At 59.2% G+C, this 14579-nt stretch carries 18 protein-coding genes; 9 read left to right on the top strand and 9 right to left on the bottom strand.

Translation table 11 applies throughout. The features are described 5' to 3' along the window. Positions 1 to 27: 27 nt before the first annotated feature. The 6 genes from ACR0DT_RS14555 to ACR0DT_RS14580 all read right to left on the bottom strand — a co-directional run bounded on the left by ACR0DT_RS14555 (position 28) and on the right by ACR0DT_RS14580 (position 3136). Positions 28 to 216 (bottom strand): hypothetical protein, encoded by a 189-nt coding sequence (locus ACR0DT_RS14555; RefSeq protein WP_480711440.1) that lies wholly within the window; start codon positions 214 to 216, stop codon positions 28 to 30. Positions 217 to 308: 92 nt separating this feature from the next. After that, complete coding sequence (locus ACR0DT_RS14560) at positions 309 to 1280, bottom strand: sterol desaturase family protein (protein ID WP_480711441.1); 972 nt, start codon at positions 1278 to 1280, stop codon at positions 309 to 311. Beyond that, positions 1277 to 1699 carry a hypothetical protein gene (locus ACR0DT_RS14565; RefSeq protein WP_480711442.1) on the bottom strand — a complete coding sequence of 141 codons (423 nt, stop codon included), beginning with the start codon at positions 1697 to 1699 and terminating at the stop codon, positions 1277 to 1279. Before ACR0DT_RS14565 ends, ACR0DT_RS14560 begins: the two co-directional genes overlap by 4 nt. A gap of 24 nt (positions 1700 to 1723) precedes the next feature. Next, positions 1724 to 2053 carry a hypothetical protein gene (locus ACR0DT_RS14570; RefSeq protein ID WP_480711443.1) on the bottom strand — a complete coding sequence of 110 codons (330 nt, stop codon included), beginning with the start codon at positions 2051 to 2053 and terminating at the stop codon, positions 1724 to 1726. Between the two features lie 88 nt (positions 2054 to 2141). Further along, complete coding sequence (locus ACR0DT_RS14575) at positions 2142 to 2504, bottom strand: hypothetical protein (protein WP_480711444.1); 363 nt, start codon at positions 2502 to 2504, stop codon at positions 2142 to 2144. A gap of 65 nt (positions 2505 to 2569) precedes the next feature. After that, positions 2570 to 3136 (bottom strand): TlpA disulfide reductase family protein, encoded by a 567-nt coding sequence (locus ACR0DT_RS14580; protein ID WP_480711445.1) that lies wholly within the window; start codon positions 3134 to 3136, stop codon positions 2570 to 2572. A gap of 21 nt (positions 3137 to 3157) precedes the next feature. Between ACR0DT_RS14580 and argH the strand changes: the two genes are divergently transcribed. The 5 genes from argH to ACR0DT_RS14605 all read left to right on the top strand — a co-directional run bounded on the left by argH (position 3158) and on the right by ACR0DT_RS14605 (position 8873). Continuing rightward, on the top strand, positions 3158 to 4546 hold the full coding sequence (gene argH, locus ACR0DT_RS14585) for an argininosuccinate lyase (RefSeq protein WP_480711446.1): 1389 nt from the start codon (positions 3158 to 3160) through the stop codon (positions 4544 to 4546). Beyond that, positions 4543 to 4728, top strand: coding sequence for an argininosuccinate lyase (locus tag ACR0DT_RS14590; protein ID WP_480711447.1), 186 nt, complete (start codon positions 4543 to 4545; stop codon positions 4726 to 4728). The genes argH and ACR0DT_RS14590 overlap by 4 nt, the downstream gene beginning before the upstream one ends. 60 nt (positions 4729 to 4788) lie before the next feature. Then, positions 4789 to 4968, top strand: coding sequence for a hypothetical protein (locus ACR0DT_RS14595; RefSeq protein ID WP_480711448.1), 180 nt, complete (start codon positions 4789 to 4791; stop codon positions 4966 to 4968). Between the two features lie 65 nt (positions 4969 to 5033). Beyond that, positions 5034 to 6299, top strand: a complete 1266-nt coding sequence (gene lysA, locus ACR0DT_RS14600; protein ID WP_480711449.1) for a diaminopimelate decarboxylase — start codon at positions 5034 to 5036, stop codon at positions 6297 to 6299. A gap of 36 nt (positions 6300 to 6335) precedes the next feature. Further along, positions 6336 to 8873 carry a TIGR02302 family protein gene (locus tag ACR0DT_RS14605; protein ID WP_480711450.1) on the top strand — a complete coding sequence of 846 codons (2538 nt, stop codon included), beginning with the start codon at positions 6336 to 6338 and terminating at the stop codon, positions 8871 to 8873. Between the two features lie 18 nt (positions 8874 to 8891). Here the strand turns inward: ACR0DT_RS14605 and ACR0DT_RS14610 are convergent, their stop codons facing one another. Continuing rightward, positions 8892 to 9668 carry a zinc-ribbon domain-containing protein gene (locus ACR0DT_RS14610; protein ID WP_480711451.1) on the bottom strand — a complete coding sequence of 259 codons (777 nt, stop codon included), beginning with the start codon at positions 9666 to 9668 and terminating at the stop codon, positions 8892 to 8894. Positions 9669 to 9851: 183 nt separating this feature from the next. On the opposite strand from ACR0DT_RS14610, the gene ACR0DT_RS14615 reads away from it, so the two are divergent. From ACR0DT_RS14615 to ACR0DT_RS14630, 4 genes are read left to right on the top strand one after another with little or no spacing between them, the layout of a single operon-like run. After that, a complete protein-coding gene (locus ACR0DT_RS14615; RefSeq protein ID WP_480711452.1) occupies positions 9852 to 10529 on the top strand; it encodes a cell division ATP-binding protein FtsE in 678 nt (225 codons plus the stop codon). Further along, entirely contained in the window at positions 10526 to 11425 is a 900-nt protein-coding gene (locus tag ACR0DT_RS14620; RefSeq protein WP_480711453.1) for a cell division protein FtsX, read from the top strand. Before ACR0DT_RS14615 ends, ACR0DT_RS14620 begins: the two co-directional genes overlap by 4 nt. Then, positions 11425 to 12165, top strand: coding sequence for a lysophospholipid acyltransferase family protein (locus ACR0DT_RS14625; protein WP_480711454.1), 741 nt, complete (start codon positions 11425 to 11427; stop codon positions 12163 to 12165). The genes ACR0DT_RS14620 and ACR0DT_RS14625 overlap by 1 nt, the downstream gene beginning before the upstream one ends. Beyond that, the gene (locus ACR0DT_RS14630; protein WP_480711455.1) at positions 12152 to 12760 is read left to right on the top strand and encodes a pyridoxamine 5'-phosphate oxidase family protein; all 609 of its coding nucleotides are present in this window, start codon (positions 12152 to 12154) and stop codon (positions 12758 to 12760) included. The genes ACR0DT_RS14625 and ACR0DT_RS14630 overlap by 14 nt, the downstream gene beginning before the upstream one ends. Positions 12761 to 12845: 85 nt before the next feature. On the opposite strand, the gene lpdA is transcribed toward ACR0DT_RS14630, so the two are convergent. Together lpdA and ACR0DT_RS14640 are read right to left on the bottom strand one after the other, a co-directional pair. After that, complete coding sequence (gene lpdA / locus ACR0DT_RS14635; protein WP_480711456.1) at positions 12846 to 14234, bottom strand: dihydrolipoyl dehydrogenase; 1389 nt, start codon at positions 14232 to 14234, stop codon at positions 12846 to 12848. A gap of 73 nt (positions 14235 to 14307) precedes the next feature. Then, positions 14308 to 14577 (bottom strand): hypothetical protein, encoded by a 270-nt coding sequence (locus ACR0DT_RS14640; protein ID WP_480711457.1) that lies wholly within the window; start codon positions 14575 to 14577, stop codon positions 14308 to 14310. Positions 14578 to 14579: the final 2 nt, after the last annotated feature.

Raw genomic sequence — 14579 nt, forward strand, 5'->3', positions numbered from 1 at the left:
GGTTAAGAGGTGCGAATTTGCTCGCTGTCAGCGTACGGTCTCCCACACCCGCCCTAGGACCGCCGCCGCGCCAACCACGGCACCCATGAAGCCCAAGGCAAGCATCACAAATCCCAAAGCAACGATGGCCGAGGGGCCACCTGTCAGTGCGGTCAACATAGCCAGAGTCAAACCGATCAGACCAAGTGTGGTCGATACTGTCGTCAAACGGTTCATGGCTGCCTCCGGCTACTGGATACGGGTCACATCCGCTGAATATGGAATGTGAAATCCCGTTTTCAAGAAAACCGAGAAGTGAACCGGCGGATTTAAGCCTGTTTTGCCTGTGTATTAGGCGCTATGGTCTCGAATTGCTCGAAACCGGGCGTTCCACGGTCTTCCGGATGGCGCGCCAGATGCCGGGCTTTGATTTGGTCCGAGCTTTCGCGGCTGCCGTCATGGCTGTAGCCTGGCGGCGCAAAGCAATAAGCCAGCCGCTCGCGCAGGGTCAGCCCCGGTTGCGTTACGTCGCGCCAGATACCAACCCATTCGTGAAACGCCACGCGCAGCGGGTTGAACGTGCCGATATTATGCACCAGCCCGTAATCGACACGGTCGTCCCTCTGTTCGGGCACAAAGGTTCCGAACAGCTTGTCCCAGATGATGAAAACCCCGGCATAGTTACAATCCAGATAGCGGGCGTTGCGACCATGATGGGCGCGGTGATGGCTGGGCGTATTCATCACCGCCTCGAACCAGCGGGGCATCTTGTGTATCGCCTCGGTGTGAATCCAGAACTGGTAAATCAGGTTCAGCCCGCCGCAGAACAGCACCATAGCCGGGTGGAACCCCAGTAGGATCAGTGGCGCGCGGACCACCATCATAAAGGTGAACGTATAGGTCCATGTCTGCCGCAACGCAGTGGTCAGGTTGTAATGCTGCGAGCTGTGGTGGTTCACGTGGCTGGCCCAAACCCAGCGAATACGATGGCCAAAGCGATGCACCCAGTAATAGCGCAGGTCGTCTAGCACAAAACACAGAATGATCACCGGGATCGAGGTGCCCAGATTCAGCGGCGTGATCTGCCACAGCCACATGAAAAAGCCATAGGCGATGAACCCAAGCAGCAACCCCGAGGCGATATTTCCCGCGCCCATGATCAACGATGTCACGGCATCCCGCGTCTCATACCGTCCGCCCTTTCCCTTGAAAGCGATCCACAGGAACTCGGCCAGAATGGCGGCAATGAAAAAGGGCACCGCCCATTGCACGGCATCGGGAAAGCTCACTTGGTCGGTCATGCGGGGTCCATCAGGTTTTGCCAGTGCGGGCGTTCGAAATCGTCAAGGCGGATGAGGGCTTTGGGTGTGCCGAAATCGTGGAACTGCACTTCGAACCCCTCGGGGTGTTCGATCCAGTCAAAATCCAGCAGGTGACGCGCCACTGTATCGGCGCCAAAGGACCACAGCAGCCCGTTGCCGGTTTCGGTCCGGACAAGGGCCGACCGCTTGTCATGAGCGATTGTAATGTCGATGATCACGTCGTCAGGCGCGTGGCGCAGCCATTCCGAACGTGCATTTTGGGGCGTCAGTTCACGCACGCGCGACCGTCCTGACAGGTGCAGCATCACGGTGATCCCGATGATGCCCCCGGCCACCAGAAGCAGAAGTATTTCAAGCGGCATGCGTTCCTCCCGCCCGACAGAGTGCAGAGCGGTCATGATGCTGTCAAAGGTAGCGTCGCGTCAGCCTGTTTCGAGCGTGTCCAGGATCTCGTGCTGAACCACGCGTTGGACAAAGGGCACCAGCCCATCGGGCCCCGAGGCCCTGTCTTTCAGGTGGATGCAGATATCTGGCCTGCGCGCAGCGATGATGCCGACCATCTCTCCGCGGATCTTGTCATCGAGCCCCGCGCCCATGATTGCACAGACAATCCGAGGTTCAGCGTCCAATTGCCGCCGGACCTCCTCCTGATCATGCGCGCCCAGCCATTGGATCGGCATGTGATCCAGTTGTCGCGCCACGTCACCGATCACGTTTGGCAAGCGTCCGATCAGCAGAACCACTGGTTTCATTGTCGCCTCCTTTCACTGGTAACCAACAGAAAAACCGGCCCAAAGGGACCGGTTCCACTCTAGCACATAAAAATGCAGTGTTTTCTGTCTAGTTGGAAATGGTCATAGGCACGGCCTCACCTTTTCCTTTATCGCGCGTGAAGGTTACTTGATTGCCGTCGATTGTAACTTTCTGACAATCCTCGGGAAGTTGGTTGGTTCCAACAAAAACATTTCGGCAAAAATACCTTTTGTTCCAAACCCAAGCACCTTTGATTTTTCCTTTTTTGGCGGTTTCCCCCTGAATCGTGCCGTCTGCCTCGACGACAAGCCAAGATCCCCCGCTTACCAACTTCTTGCCCACGATTGTGTCCATGAATTGCTGCTGCTTTTTGATGTCTTTGGCGTCTGCTGTAGTCGCCGCAATACACAGAACACTGACTGCCGCGGCCAGGATGGCAATTGATTTCATAGCTATTCTCCCACCGATTAAAGTTGGGAGAATAGCACGATTCGCAGTTTTCTTATGTGTTCTGCTTAGCTTTCAGCGCCCACCAGCGTCGCGATAATCGCCTTTGCGCTGTCGGAATTCCATTCCGCATCGCCGATCAGTCGGGCGATTTCCTGGCCTTCGGGGTTCAGGATGACCGTGATCGGCAGCGCCACAACGCCAAACTCGCGCGCAGCGGCTGAACCGGGATCCTGATGGCGCGGCAGGTTGTTGATGCCGTTTTCCTCGAAGAACTTCTTGATTCCAGCAGGTGAGTTGCGCCCGGTGGCAAGGGTCAGAACCTCAAACTTGTCACCGCCGAACTCTTCTTGCAGCTCGGCAATCTGCGGCATCTCTTTGCGGCAGGGCGCACACCACGTGGCCCAGAAGTTCACCAGAACATATTTGCCGGCGTAATCCTCAAGCGTTCCAACTCCGCCATCATCTTCCAGCTGAAACTCGATTGTTTTTGCGGGCTTGGGCTCTTTGTGCAGGATCAGGCGTTTCAGTGTTCCATCACGCAGCGGGCCAAGCGTTTCGGCATCTGTCGCCAAAGCGGCGTTTGCACCCAGCGCGAGGGCCATATAAAGGGGGATCAGACGAAATAGGCGCATATCAACTCCGGGTTTTCTTACATGACCGATCAATCTTCGAACCAGATGTGGGGCGGCCGCTTTGCCGCCGGTCCAGACGCGATCATGGAGGCAATCAATGCCTCGATCGGGTTCGATCAGCGGATGGCAGCCCAGGACATCGCAGGCTCGCGCGCCCATGCCGCCATGCTGGCTGCCACAGGCGTAATAACTGATAGTGATGCGCAGGCTATTCGGGAAGGGCTGCTCACCGTTTTGTCAGAAATTCAGAACGGAGAATTTCAGTTCTCGACCGCACTGGAAGACATCCACATGAATGTCGAAGCGCGTCTGAAAGAGGTAATCGGAGAGCCCGCAGGTCGTTTGCACACAGGCCGCAGCCGGAATGACCAGGTTGCGACCGATTTCAAACTGTGGGTGCGCGATCAGTTGGATGCGGCGGAATCGGGCCTGTTGGCCCTGATCCGCGCGCTTTTGGCACAGGCCGAGGCCGGGGCTGATTGGGTCATGCCGGGCTTTACCCATCTGCAAACCGCGCAGCCGGTGACATGGGGCCACCACATGATGGCCTATGTTGAGATGTTTGGCCGTGATCTGAGCCGCGTCCGCAATGCGCGTGCGCGTATGAACGAATCCCCGCTGGGGGCGGCTGCGCTGGCTGGAACGTCGTTTCCTATCGATCGCCAGATGACAGCCGAGGCGCTGGGCTTCGACCGCCCCTCCGCTAACTCGCTGGACGCCGTCAGCGACCGCGACTTTGCGCTGGAATTCCTGTCGACCGCCTCGATCTGCGCCGTTCACCTGTCGCGCTTTGCCGAAGAACTGGTGATCTGGTCCTCGGCTCAGTTTCGATTTGTCACCTTGTCCGATCGGTTCTCGACCGGGTCGTCGATCATGCCGCAGAAGAAAAATCCAGATGCGGCCGAGTTGATCCGCGCCAAAGTGGGCCGCATTTACGGCGCGAATACCGCGCTGATGATGGTGATGAAAGGCCTGCCGCTGGCCTATTCCAAGGACATGCAAGAAGACAAAGAGCAGGTCTTTGATGCCGCAGACAACTGGATGCTGGCGCTGGCGGCGATGGAAGGCATGGTCAAGGACATGACTGCCAACCGCGACGGCCTCGCCGCCGCAGCAGGATCGGGCTTTTCCACGGCGACCGACCTTGCCGACTGGCTGGTTCGTGTATTGGGCCTGCCGTTCCGCGACGCTCACCATGTGACCGGATCGCTGGTGGCCATGGCCGAAAGCAAAGGCTGCGACCTGCCTGACCTGAGGCTGGAGGACATGCAATCGGTCCATGCGGATATCAGTGATGATGTCTATTCTGTCCTCACCGTCCAAAATTCGGTAAACTCTCGTCAGTCCTATGGCGGCACCGCACCAGATCAGGTGCGTGCCCAGGTCAAGCGATGGAAGGCGCTGGTATGATGCATATACTTCGTGTGGTCCTGTTGATTGCGGCCGGGTTTGCCTTGGCCGCTTGCGGTGCCGATGGCGAGCCGATCCACCCCACGATGAGCGCTAATGTCGGCGTTGGAAGCAGCGGCACCCATGTTGGTGGCGGCGTTGGCTTTCGGCGCGGTGGATTGGGCGTTTTTCTGGGGGTTTAACCCTCTGAGGTAATTGCATTTCACCTGCGGTATGCCCATGTTTCACGCATGACCGGCCTGATGCCGAACTCCCTGGACAAAGATGACAACATGAAAATTTTCGGCCTGATTTTGACCCTTGCTGTTCTTGCGGCCTGCGAACCTTCGCACAACTCTCGCCCCGAACCCGAGACGAATTCGGGCAGTTCTGGTGTATCGATCTCGGGTTACGGTCGGGTTGGCGTTTCGGTTACCAATTAACTGAAGACCGCCGGATGCGTGGAATCCATTGATCCACCCGGCGGTTTTGGTCTAAGCGCGCAGGTATGGATCACTTTCTCTACCGCGACGGCGCGCTTTACGCCGAGGATGTCCCGATTTCCGAAATCGCTGCCGCGGTCGGAACCCCGTTTTACGTCTACTCGACCGCGACTTTGCTGCGGCATTTCCAGCTGTTCGACGATGCGTTGGACGGGACCGAGCATCTTGTCTGCTATGCGATGAAGGCCGCAAGCAATCAGGCAATCCTGAAGACGCTGGCGCAGGCGGGCGCGGGGATGGATGTGGTCTCGGGCGGCGAATACCTGCGCGCAAAGGCGGCAGGTGTACCGGGCGACAAGATCGTGTTCTCGGGCGTTGGCAAAACTGCTGAAGAGATCCGCATCGCGCTGACTGGTGGCATCCGCCAGTTCAACGTCGAATCCGAGCCCGAAATGGAAGTGATCAACGCCGTCGCGCTGGAACTGGGCGTAGTCGCACCAATCACTGTGCGGGTCAACCCGGACGTTGACGCCAAGACGCATGCCAAAATCGCGACAGGTAAGTCCGAAAACAAGTTCGGCATTCCGATCGCCCGCGCTTCTGAGGTCTATGCCCATGCGGCCACCCTGCCGGGGTTGGAGGTGATCGGCATCGACGTTCATATCGGTTCTCAACTGACCGAGCTTGAACCGTTTGAGCTGGCCTATACCAAGGTCGCCGAACTGACCGAGCAACTGCGCGCTGAAGGCCACAATATTCGCCGTCTCGATCTGGGCGGTGGATTGGGCATTCCCTATACACGTGCCAATGACGCGCCACCCTTGCCGGTGGAATATGGCGCGCTGATCAAGAAAACGCTGGGCCATCTGGGCTGTGAGATTGAGATTGAGCCCGGCCGCCTGATCGCGGGCAATGCCGGGTTGATGATCAGCAAGGTCATTTATGTGAAATCCGGCGAGGGCCGCGATTTCCTGATCCTCGACGGGGCCATGAATGACCTGATACGTCCCGCGATGTATGAAGCCCATCACGATATCGTCGCCGTTCAAGAACCTACGCCGGGGGTCGAGCAGCAGCCCTATGATATCGTCGGCCCTGTATGTGAAACCGGCGACACCTTTGCCAAACAGCGCAACATGCCGCCGCTGGCGCCGGGCGATCTGGTCGCCTTTCGCAGTGCCGGCGCTTATGGCGCGGTGATGGCCAGCGAATACAATACCCGCCCCCTGATCCCCGAGGTTCTGGTGCATGGGGATCAATTTGCAGTTATTCGTGAACGGCCAAGCTTTGACGAAATCATAAACCGCGATACCATACCTGAGTGGCTTTGACGCGATAACCGCGCGGGCCCGCTCAGGAGGCCTGCCTTGACCGCAAGACATAACCTGCCGATTCCAAGACTGTCCTTGTGGCTGACGCACGCAGGGATGCTGGCCGAGCAGGTTTGGCGTGCCTTTTGGCCTTTTTTCTCGATTCTGATGGCGATTCTGGCCGTTTTGATGCTGGGGTTGCAGGATCACGTTCGAGTCGAAGTGGTATGGGCTGTGAGTGCAGGGTCGCTGATCGCACTGGTTGGGGCTTTGGTCTGGGGTGTCAGGCGATTCCACCTGCCCAGCCGGGCCGAAGCGTTGATGCGGTTGGATGCGTCCCTACCGGGGCGCCCGATTCAGGCGCTGATGGACGATCAGGCAATTGGGGCGAAGGACGCGGATTCGGTGGCTCTGTGGCAAGCGCACCAGAGGCGCATGGCGCAACGCGCCGCGCAGGCAGAGCCGGTCAAACCTGACTTGCGGTTGGCTGACCGCGACCCGTATGCACTGCGATACTCTGCCTTGCTGGCGCTGGTTATCGCGGGCCTTTTCGGATCGTTCTGGCGCATTAGCTCCGTGGCCGAAATGACGCCAGGCGCAGCTGTAGCCGGGCAGGGCCCCAGCTGGGAAGGCTGGGTGGAGCCGCCGCGCTATACCGGGTTGCCGACGCTTTACTTGGCGGACCAGCTCGACCCGGCGCTGACTGTGCCGCAAGGCAGCCGCATCACGTTGCGCTTTTATGGTGAGGTCGGTGACCATAGTCTGACCGAGACGACATCCCCCTTAGGTGCCGAAGGCGCGTCTGAACCGGAACAGGATTTTGTCGCCACCCGTTCGGGTCGGTTGACGATTGATGGCCCGGCAGGTCGCGATTGGGCCGTGAATGTCGTTGCGGATAGGTCGCCAAAGATCTCTGTGGCCGAAGATGCCGAGGCCGAGGCGGGCGGACGCATGAAATTGCTGTTTGCCGCCTCGGATGACTATGGCGTGGTTTCCGGATCGGCTGTGATCGCGCTGGACCTGCCCGAGGTCAGCCGCCGTTATGGTCTGACCACTGCGCCGGAACCACGCGAAGAGATCGAAGTTGAGCTGCCGATGCCAATCACCGGTGATCGGATGGATTTCAACGAAGACCTGATCGAGGATTTCTCGCAGCACCCCTGGGCGCATTTGCCGGTCAAGATTACTCTGACAGCGCGGGATGCAGCTGATCAGGAAGGTCACTCTGAACCCTATCAGACCAACTTGCCTGCACGGCGCTTTTTCGATCCGCTGGCCGCGGCGATGATCGAACAACGGCGCGACCTTTTGTGGTCGCGGGAAAACGCGCCCCGGGTGTCACAGCTTCTGCGCGCGGTTTCGCATCTGCCCGAAGGGTTCTTCCGGTCCGATACCGCATATCTGCGCCTGCGCGTGACCCTGCGGCGGTTGGAAATGTTCAACGACTATGGGCTGACGTCCGAACAACAGGAAGAGATTGCTCAGGCCCTATGGGATCTGGCGATCATCATCGAAGAGGGCACGCTGGCCGACGCGCTGGAACGCATGCGTCGGGCGCAGGAGCGTCTGTCCGAGGCGATGAAGAACGGTGCCACCGATGAGGAAATCGCCGAATTGATGCAAGAGCTGCGTGAGGCGACGCAGGATTACATGCGTCAGTTGCAGCGACTGGCACAAGAAAACGGTGAGTTTAACCAGAACCAGCAAGGGCAGAACGACGAAGCCCTGCAGATGACGCAGGATGATCTGCAGCGGATGATGGATCGCATTCAAGAACTGATGGAACAGGGCCGCATGGCTGAGGCGCAGCAGGCGCTGGAAGAGTTCCAGCGGATGATGGAGAACATGCGCATCACCCAGGGCCAGGGTCAGGGCCAGCAATCCGAGGGTGAACAGGCCATGGAAGGGTTGGCCGAAACTCTGCGCGAACAGCAGGGGCTCAGCGATCAGGCATTCCGTGACTTGCAGGAACAGTTCAACCCCGGCGCGCAGGCCGGTGAAAGCCAAGGCAACGAAGGCCGCAACGGCGGTCAGGGCCGGGGGCAGAGCCATGAAGGTCAGGGTGGTCGGGGTTCGGACCAGCAAGGCGGCAGCGAGCAGGGTCAAGGATCACTGGCCGATCGCCAGCAGGCCCTACGTGATGAATTGGGCCGCCAACAGCAGAACCTGCCCGGTGCCGGTACACCCGAGGGCGAAGCCGCGCGCGATGCGCTGGGCCGCGCAGGCCGGGCCATGGATGAGGCCGAGAATGCGCTGCGCAATGATGATCTGGCCGACGCGATCGATAGCCAGTCTGAGGCGATGGAAGCCCTGCGCGAAGGCATGCGGTCCTTAGGTGAGGCATTGGCCCAGAACCAGCAGAACCAACCGGGTCAGGGGGCGCAAGAAGGCGATATGCAGGCCAACAGCCGTGATCCACTGGGCCGCAGCCCGGGCGCAAACGGGTCTATCTCGACCGATGACAGCTTGTTGCAGGGTGAAGATGTCTATCGCCGCGCGCGTGAATTGCTGGACGAAATCCGTCGCCGTACCGGCGAACCGGACCGCCCTCAGATCGAACTGGAATACCTCAAGCGGCTGTTGGAGCGGTTCTAGGACTGCCCGGCAACCGGATCAGTTCTGAGCTGTTCCCGAGGTCTGCGACTCGAGCCAAAGCCTCGCCTGATCTACCAATGACACATAGGGATCCAGGATTGGCTCTGCCTGTGGTACCGCCTCGCTAATTTTCTGGGCGTTGCCATAGACCAGCAACAGGATGATGCCAATAATCAGGATCAGAGCAAACCCGCGCACAAAACCGCCCGATTTGCGAGGCGCAGGCTCTTCGTCTGTTCCCATGATGTCATCGCTGCGCAGGCTGGAATTGATCGCCTCAACATCCGGCAAAGCGTCTTTCTGACCCGCATCTTCAGCAGTTTCAGTGGCTGTCAGTTCCTTGACGGCACGTTCGGGATCAGGTTCCGGAGGGGTATCCAGAGCCAGATCGGGTTGGGTTTCAATACTGCCGCCTTCCTGGGCGCGCAGGTCGGCCTCGCGGGCAGCTTCCTCCTTGAGGATGCTGGCAACTGCAGGGTCGACATTACCGGTTGCCGCAGGTTCTTCGGGCTCGGGTGTGGATTCTGGTTCCGGCGCAGGCTCTGGTCTGGTCTCCACTTTAACGTCAGTGGCAAAAGCTTGTTCCACCGGTGTGGAAGTAGCTTCTGCAGTAGTTTCCTCGGCCTGAGGCTCTTCTACCGTGGGCGTGGCTGCAGCGGGCGCGGCTTGATCCGGATACTTGGCCTGGAACCAGGTGTTTTCACAATTCGAACACTGAACATCGCGGCCTTCTTCCGGGATGACCTCGTCTGGCACCTCATATTGGGCACTGCAATTCGGACAAGTAAGACGCATGCTGCCTCCTGGTCGGGACTTCGACCTGATAGTAGTTTTTTCAAGGATGATATTCCGTTAAGACCTGACCGCAAAGGGTGTTTTCGGTTTCGCAACATAAATGTCACCAATTCGACCCGGTGCAGGCATTGAAACCACAACCGCGCTCGGGCAAGAAGAGCGGCAATTAGAACGGGGGCCCCTGTGATCGAGCTGGAAAATGTCAGCTACACCTATGGTGGTGGTGAATTGCTGAGTAACGTGTCCCTGCGGCTGCAGCCGGGCTCGTTTCACTTTCTGACCGGCCCGTCGGGCGCGGGTAAGACCACCTTGCTCAAGCTTTGTTACGGTGCGCTTCTGCCCACGTCTGGACGGCTGAGCGCGTTTGAACAGGACGTGGCCCAACTGGACCGCGACCAGATGGCCCTGCTGCGGCGCCGGGTTGGCGTCGTGCATCAGGATTGTCGGTTTCTGGATCATATGACCGTGGCCGAGAACGTTTCCCTGCCACTAATGGTGTCGGGGCGTTCCGAAGCCGCGCTGCAAGACGATCTGACCGATTTGCTGACCTGGGTAGGTCTGGGTTCGCGGCTGGGCGCGCATCCGCCCGAACTGTCGGGTGGTGAACGCCAGCGTGCTGCGTTGGCCCGTGCGGTGATCCTGTCGCCTGATGTGGTACTGGCAGATGAGCCTACCGGCAATGTGGACTGGGAGATGTCGCAGCGTTTGTTGCGCTTGCTGGTTGAGCTGAACAAGATGGGCAAGACCGTACTAATTGCCACCCATGACCTGAGCCTGATCCGTGCGGCCAAAAGCCAGGTGCAGGCGCGGGTGCTGCGGATCTCGCAACGTCAGGTTCAGCTTGCGGGGGCAGATCTATGAGCAAGGCGATGATCCGGAACCTGTTGCAACGGGATGCGCGCGCCGACCGGGTGGTGCCACCGACTGGTTACACCGCGCATCTGACTCTGTTCGTATCAGGTGCGATGGCTTTTCTGGCCGTGTTTGCACTGGCGTTGTCGCTGGCATCCGGGCGGCTGGCCGACCGTTGGGCAACCGAACTGGCCGGCGCGGCGACCCTGCGCATCAACGCCCCCGCCGACCAGCTTGCCGCCCAGACAGAAGCTGCGCTGACCGTGTTGACCCAAACACCCGGCGTTGCGTCAGCCCGGGCACTCACGACCGAGGAACAGGCGGCGCTGTTGTCACCATGGTTCGGTCCGGACTTGCCGCTTGACACTTTGCCTGTGCCGCAACTGATCGAGATCATCGAAGGCGATCCGGGCCTGGACGCGACCGGCCTGCGATTGCGGCTGGGGGCCGAGGTACCGGGCGCTGTGCTGGACGACCATACCCGCTGGCGCGAACCGCTGGTCGATGCGGCCATGTCGCTGCGCCGGCTCGGATGGGTTTCGATTCTGCTGATTGGTGGCGCAACGGCGGCCATGATCACACTGGCAGCCAATGCCTCGCTGGCGGCAAACGCGCAGATCATCGAAGTGCTGCGTCTGGTCGGGGCTCGTGATCGATTTATCGCCCGCGCCTTTGTCCGGCGCTTTACCTATCGGGCGTTCTTTGGCGCGGTTGTCGGGGTGCTGCTGGGCATGGCCGGGGTGCTGTTACTGCCTGAAGCCTCGGACGAGGGCGGATTTCTGACTGGTCTGGGTTATCAGGGGGTGGGCTGGTTGCTGCCTGCTCTGATCCCCGTATTGGGCGCAACTGTTGCCTTCCTGGCCACTTGGACCGCCGCCAGCCGCAAATTGAAGGAGCTTTCGTGATGGCCACAGTGTTTCAATGGGTTCGCTCTTTGATCTTCATGATCGTGATTTATGCCTGGATGCTGATCCTGGGCATCGTGTTTGCCCCCTTTGCCTTGTTCAACAAGCGCGGCGCGCTGCGGGCTTGCAAGACCTACGCCCGCACAACCCTGTGGCTGGCGCGCTGGATGGTTGGCATTCGATCCGAGGTACGCGGCACGGTGCCGGTGGACGAGGTGGTGATTGGCGCCAAGCACCAGTCCTTTCTCGACATCATCATCATTTTCGATGCCATTCCCCACGGCAAATTCATCATGAAGAAAGAGCTGCTGTGGACTCCGGTCATCGGCATGTACGCCCGGCGTCTGGGGTGTATCCCGGTGGATCGCGGCAAAAAGGGCGCGGCCGTGGCCAAGATGGTCAAAGACGTCGCCAAAGAGTTTACAGAACCCGGTCAGCTGGTGATTTACCCACAAGGTACGCGCGTTGCCCCCGGAATCCAGAAACCCTACAAGGTGGGTACAGCGGTTCTGTATGAGGGGCTAGGCTTTCCCTGTGTCCCTGTGGCGACGAATGCCGGTGTATTCTGGCCACGCACGGGCGTTCTGCGCAAACCGGGGCTGGCGATTGTCGATTTTCTTGATCCGATCGAGCCGGGTGTCGCACGCAATACGTTCCTTGGTCGATTGGAGGACGAGATTGAAACGCGGTCCAATGCATTGATGAAAGAAGTGGGGTTTGATCCGGATGGAGTTCGTTAAGGATATCGAAACGCTCGAAGGGATTTACCGCAGAGCACCCGGTGCGCCCTCATTGCGGAAGGTGGTACACAGCCTGACGCCGCTTTATCGCAAATGGATCATGACCTCGCGGTTGTGCATTCTCAGCACGGTAGGGCCGGAAGGCGTCGACGGCAGTCCCCGGGGTGACGAGGGTCCTGCGGTGCTGGAACTTGATCCGAATACACTGGCGCTTCCGGATTGGCGCGGCAACAACCGGTTGGATTCTTTGCGCAATATTGTGCGTGATCCGCGTGTGTCATTGATGTTTCTGGTGCCGGGGTCCAACAACGTTGTGCGCGTGAATGGAACGGCTCGGTTGACAGCGGACGCTGACCTGCGTGCCCGGTTTGCGAAACACCGCAAACAACCAGCGACGGTTATCGTTATCGAAATCAACGAGATCTACACGCAATGCGCCCGTGCGTTAATGCGGGCCGCGATCTGGACCTCGGGTGATAACTCCGCCGACCTGCCCAGCACTGGCGCAATTCTGGCCGAGGCCAGCCAGGGTGAGGAAGGTGGCGAAAGCTACGATTCGGAATGGGCGGCACGCGCATCGAAAACGATGTGGTAACAGGGGTCCGACTTTTTCATCTGACCCTAAAATGTCCCGGAGCGCGAGGCAGAGCCTCGCGAACTCCGGTCGGTTCATTGCTGACTTAGGAGTGGATCGGACCGTCGCCACAAGCCAGCGCAGCTTCACGCACCGCTTCCGAATAGGTCGGGTGGGCGTGGCAGGTTAGGGCCAGATCTTCGGCTGACGCGCCGAACTCCATCGCCACACAAACCTCGTGGATCAGATCACCCGCTGCCGGGCCGATGATGTGGCAGCCCAGGATGCGGTCTGTGTCCTTATCGGCCAGTATTTTCACAAACCCATCGGCGGCAAAGTTCGCCTTGGCGCGGCCGTTGCCCATGAACATGAACTTGCCGACCTTGTAGTTGCGGCCCTGCGCTTTCAGCGTCTCTTCAGTTTCGCCCACATTGGCCACTTCGGGCCAAGTGTAGATCACACCCGGGATGACGCCATAGTTCACGTGGCCATGCTTGCCGGCAACCTGCTCGGCAGCTGCCATGCCTTCGTCTTCGGCCTTGTGGGCCAGCATCGGGCCTTCGGTGACGTCACCGATGGCATAGATGCCCGGCACATTGGTCTGCCAGTCGGCGCCTACCTTGATCTGACCGCGCGGGGTCATTTCAACACCCAGTGCGTCCAGCCCCAACCCGTCCGAGAACGGTGCGCGCCCGGTCGCAACCAGCACAGTATCCGCGTCGATCACGTGTTCGCTGTCATCCTTGCGCAGCTTATAGGTCACCTTGGCCTTGGTCTTGGTGGCTTCGGTCTTTTGCACCGCCGCACCCATGACGAACTTCAGCCCCTGTTTCTTGAGGATACGCTGGAAGGTCTTCTGCACCTCGGGATCCATGCCCGGGGTGATCACATCGAGGAATTCGATCACCGTGACCTCAGCTCCCAAACGCTGATAGACCGAGCCTAGCTCCAACCCGATCACACCGGCACCGATGACGACCATCTTTTTCGGGATCTTGCCCAGCGACAGCGCACCGGTCGAGGTTACGACGACCTTCTCATCCACCTCAACACCCGACAGCGAGGAAGGCTCGGACCCCGAGGCGATGATGATGTTCTTGGCCGAGTGAACCTCGTCCCCCACCTTAACCTGACCGGCCGCAGGGATCGAGCCCCAACCTTTGAGCCAGTCGATCTTGTTCTTCTTGAACAGAAACTCGATGCCCTTGGTGTTCCCTTCGATGGTCTCTTCTTTGTAGGCCTGCATCTGTTTCCAGTCGACCGAGGGGCTTTTGCCCTTCAGACCCATCTTGGCAAAGTTATGTTCAGCCTCATGCAGCTGATGGCTGGCATGTAGCAGCGCTTTGGACGGAATACAGCCCACGTTCAGGCAAGTGCCGCCCAGCGTTTCACGCCCTTCGACAACAGCGGTTTTCAGGCCCAGCTGGGCGCAGCGGATGGCGCAGACATAGCCGCCGGGGCCGGCGCCGATTACGATGACATCATAATTTGCCATTATACTCTCCTAAGTCGACCGGATTGACCGGTGGCTGCATGATCCAATGCGAGTGGATCATGCTGTGCTTTCTTCAAACCGGTTCCAGCAGCTTGATCGTGATATGGGCAATGCCGCCCCGCTCGTGGTGCATCGCCAGCTCTTCAGAGCCGAAAAATGCCCGTGCCTTTTCCAAATCCGTGACTTCGAACATGGCGATGGCATGGTCGGCCTGATCCGGGTCACGCCAGACGTGCAGGTCGCGGATACCCGCAGCTTTGCGCATTGGCGTATCCTCACGAAACACTTTCAGCCAGGCATCGAAATCGGCCACATCGGCCTGCCACAATACATGAGTTGCCATAA

The organism is Ruegeria sp. BI11, assembly GCF_056538005.1.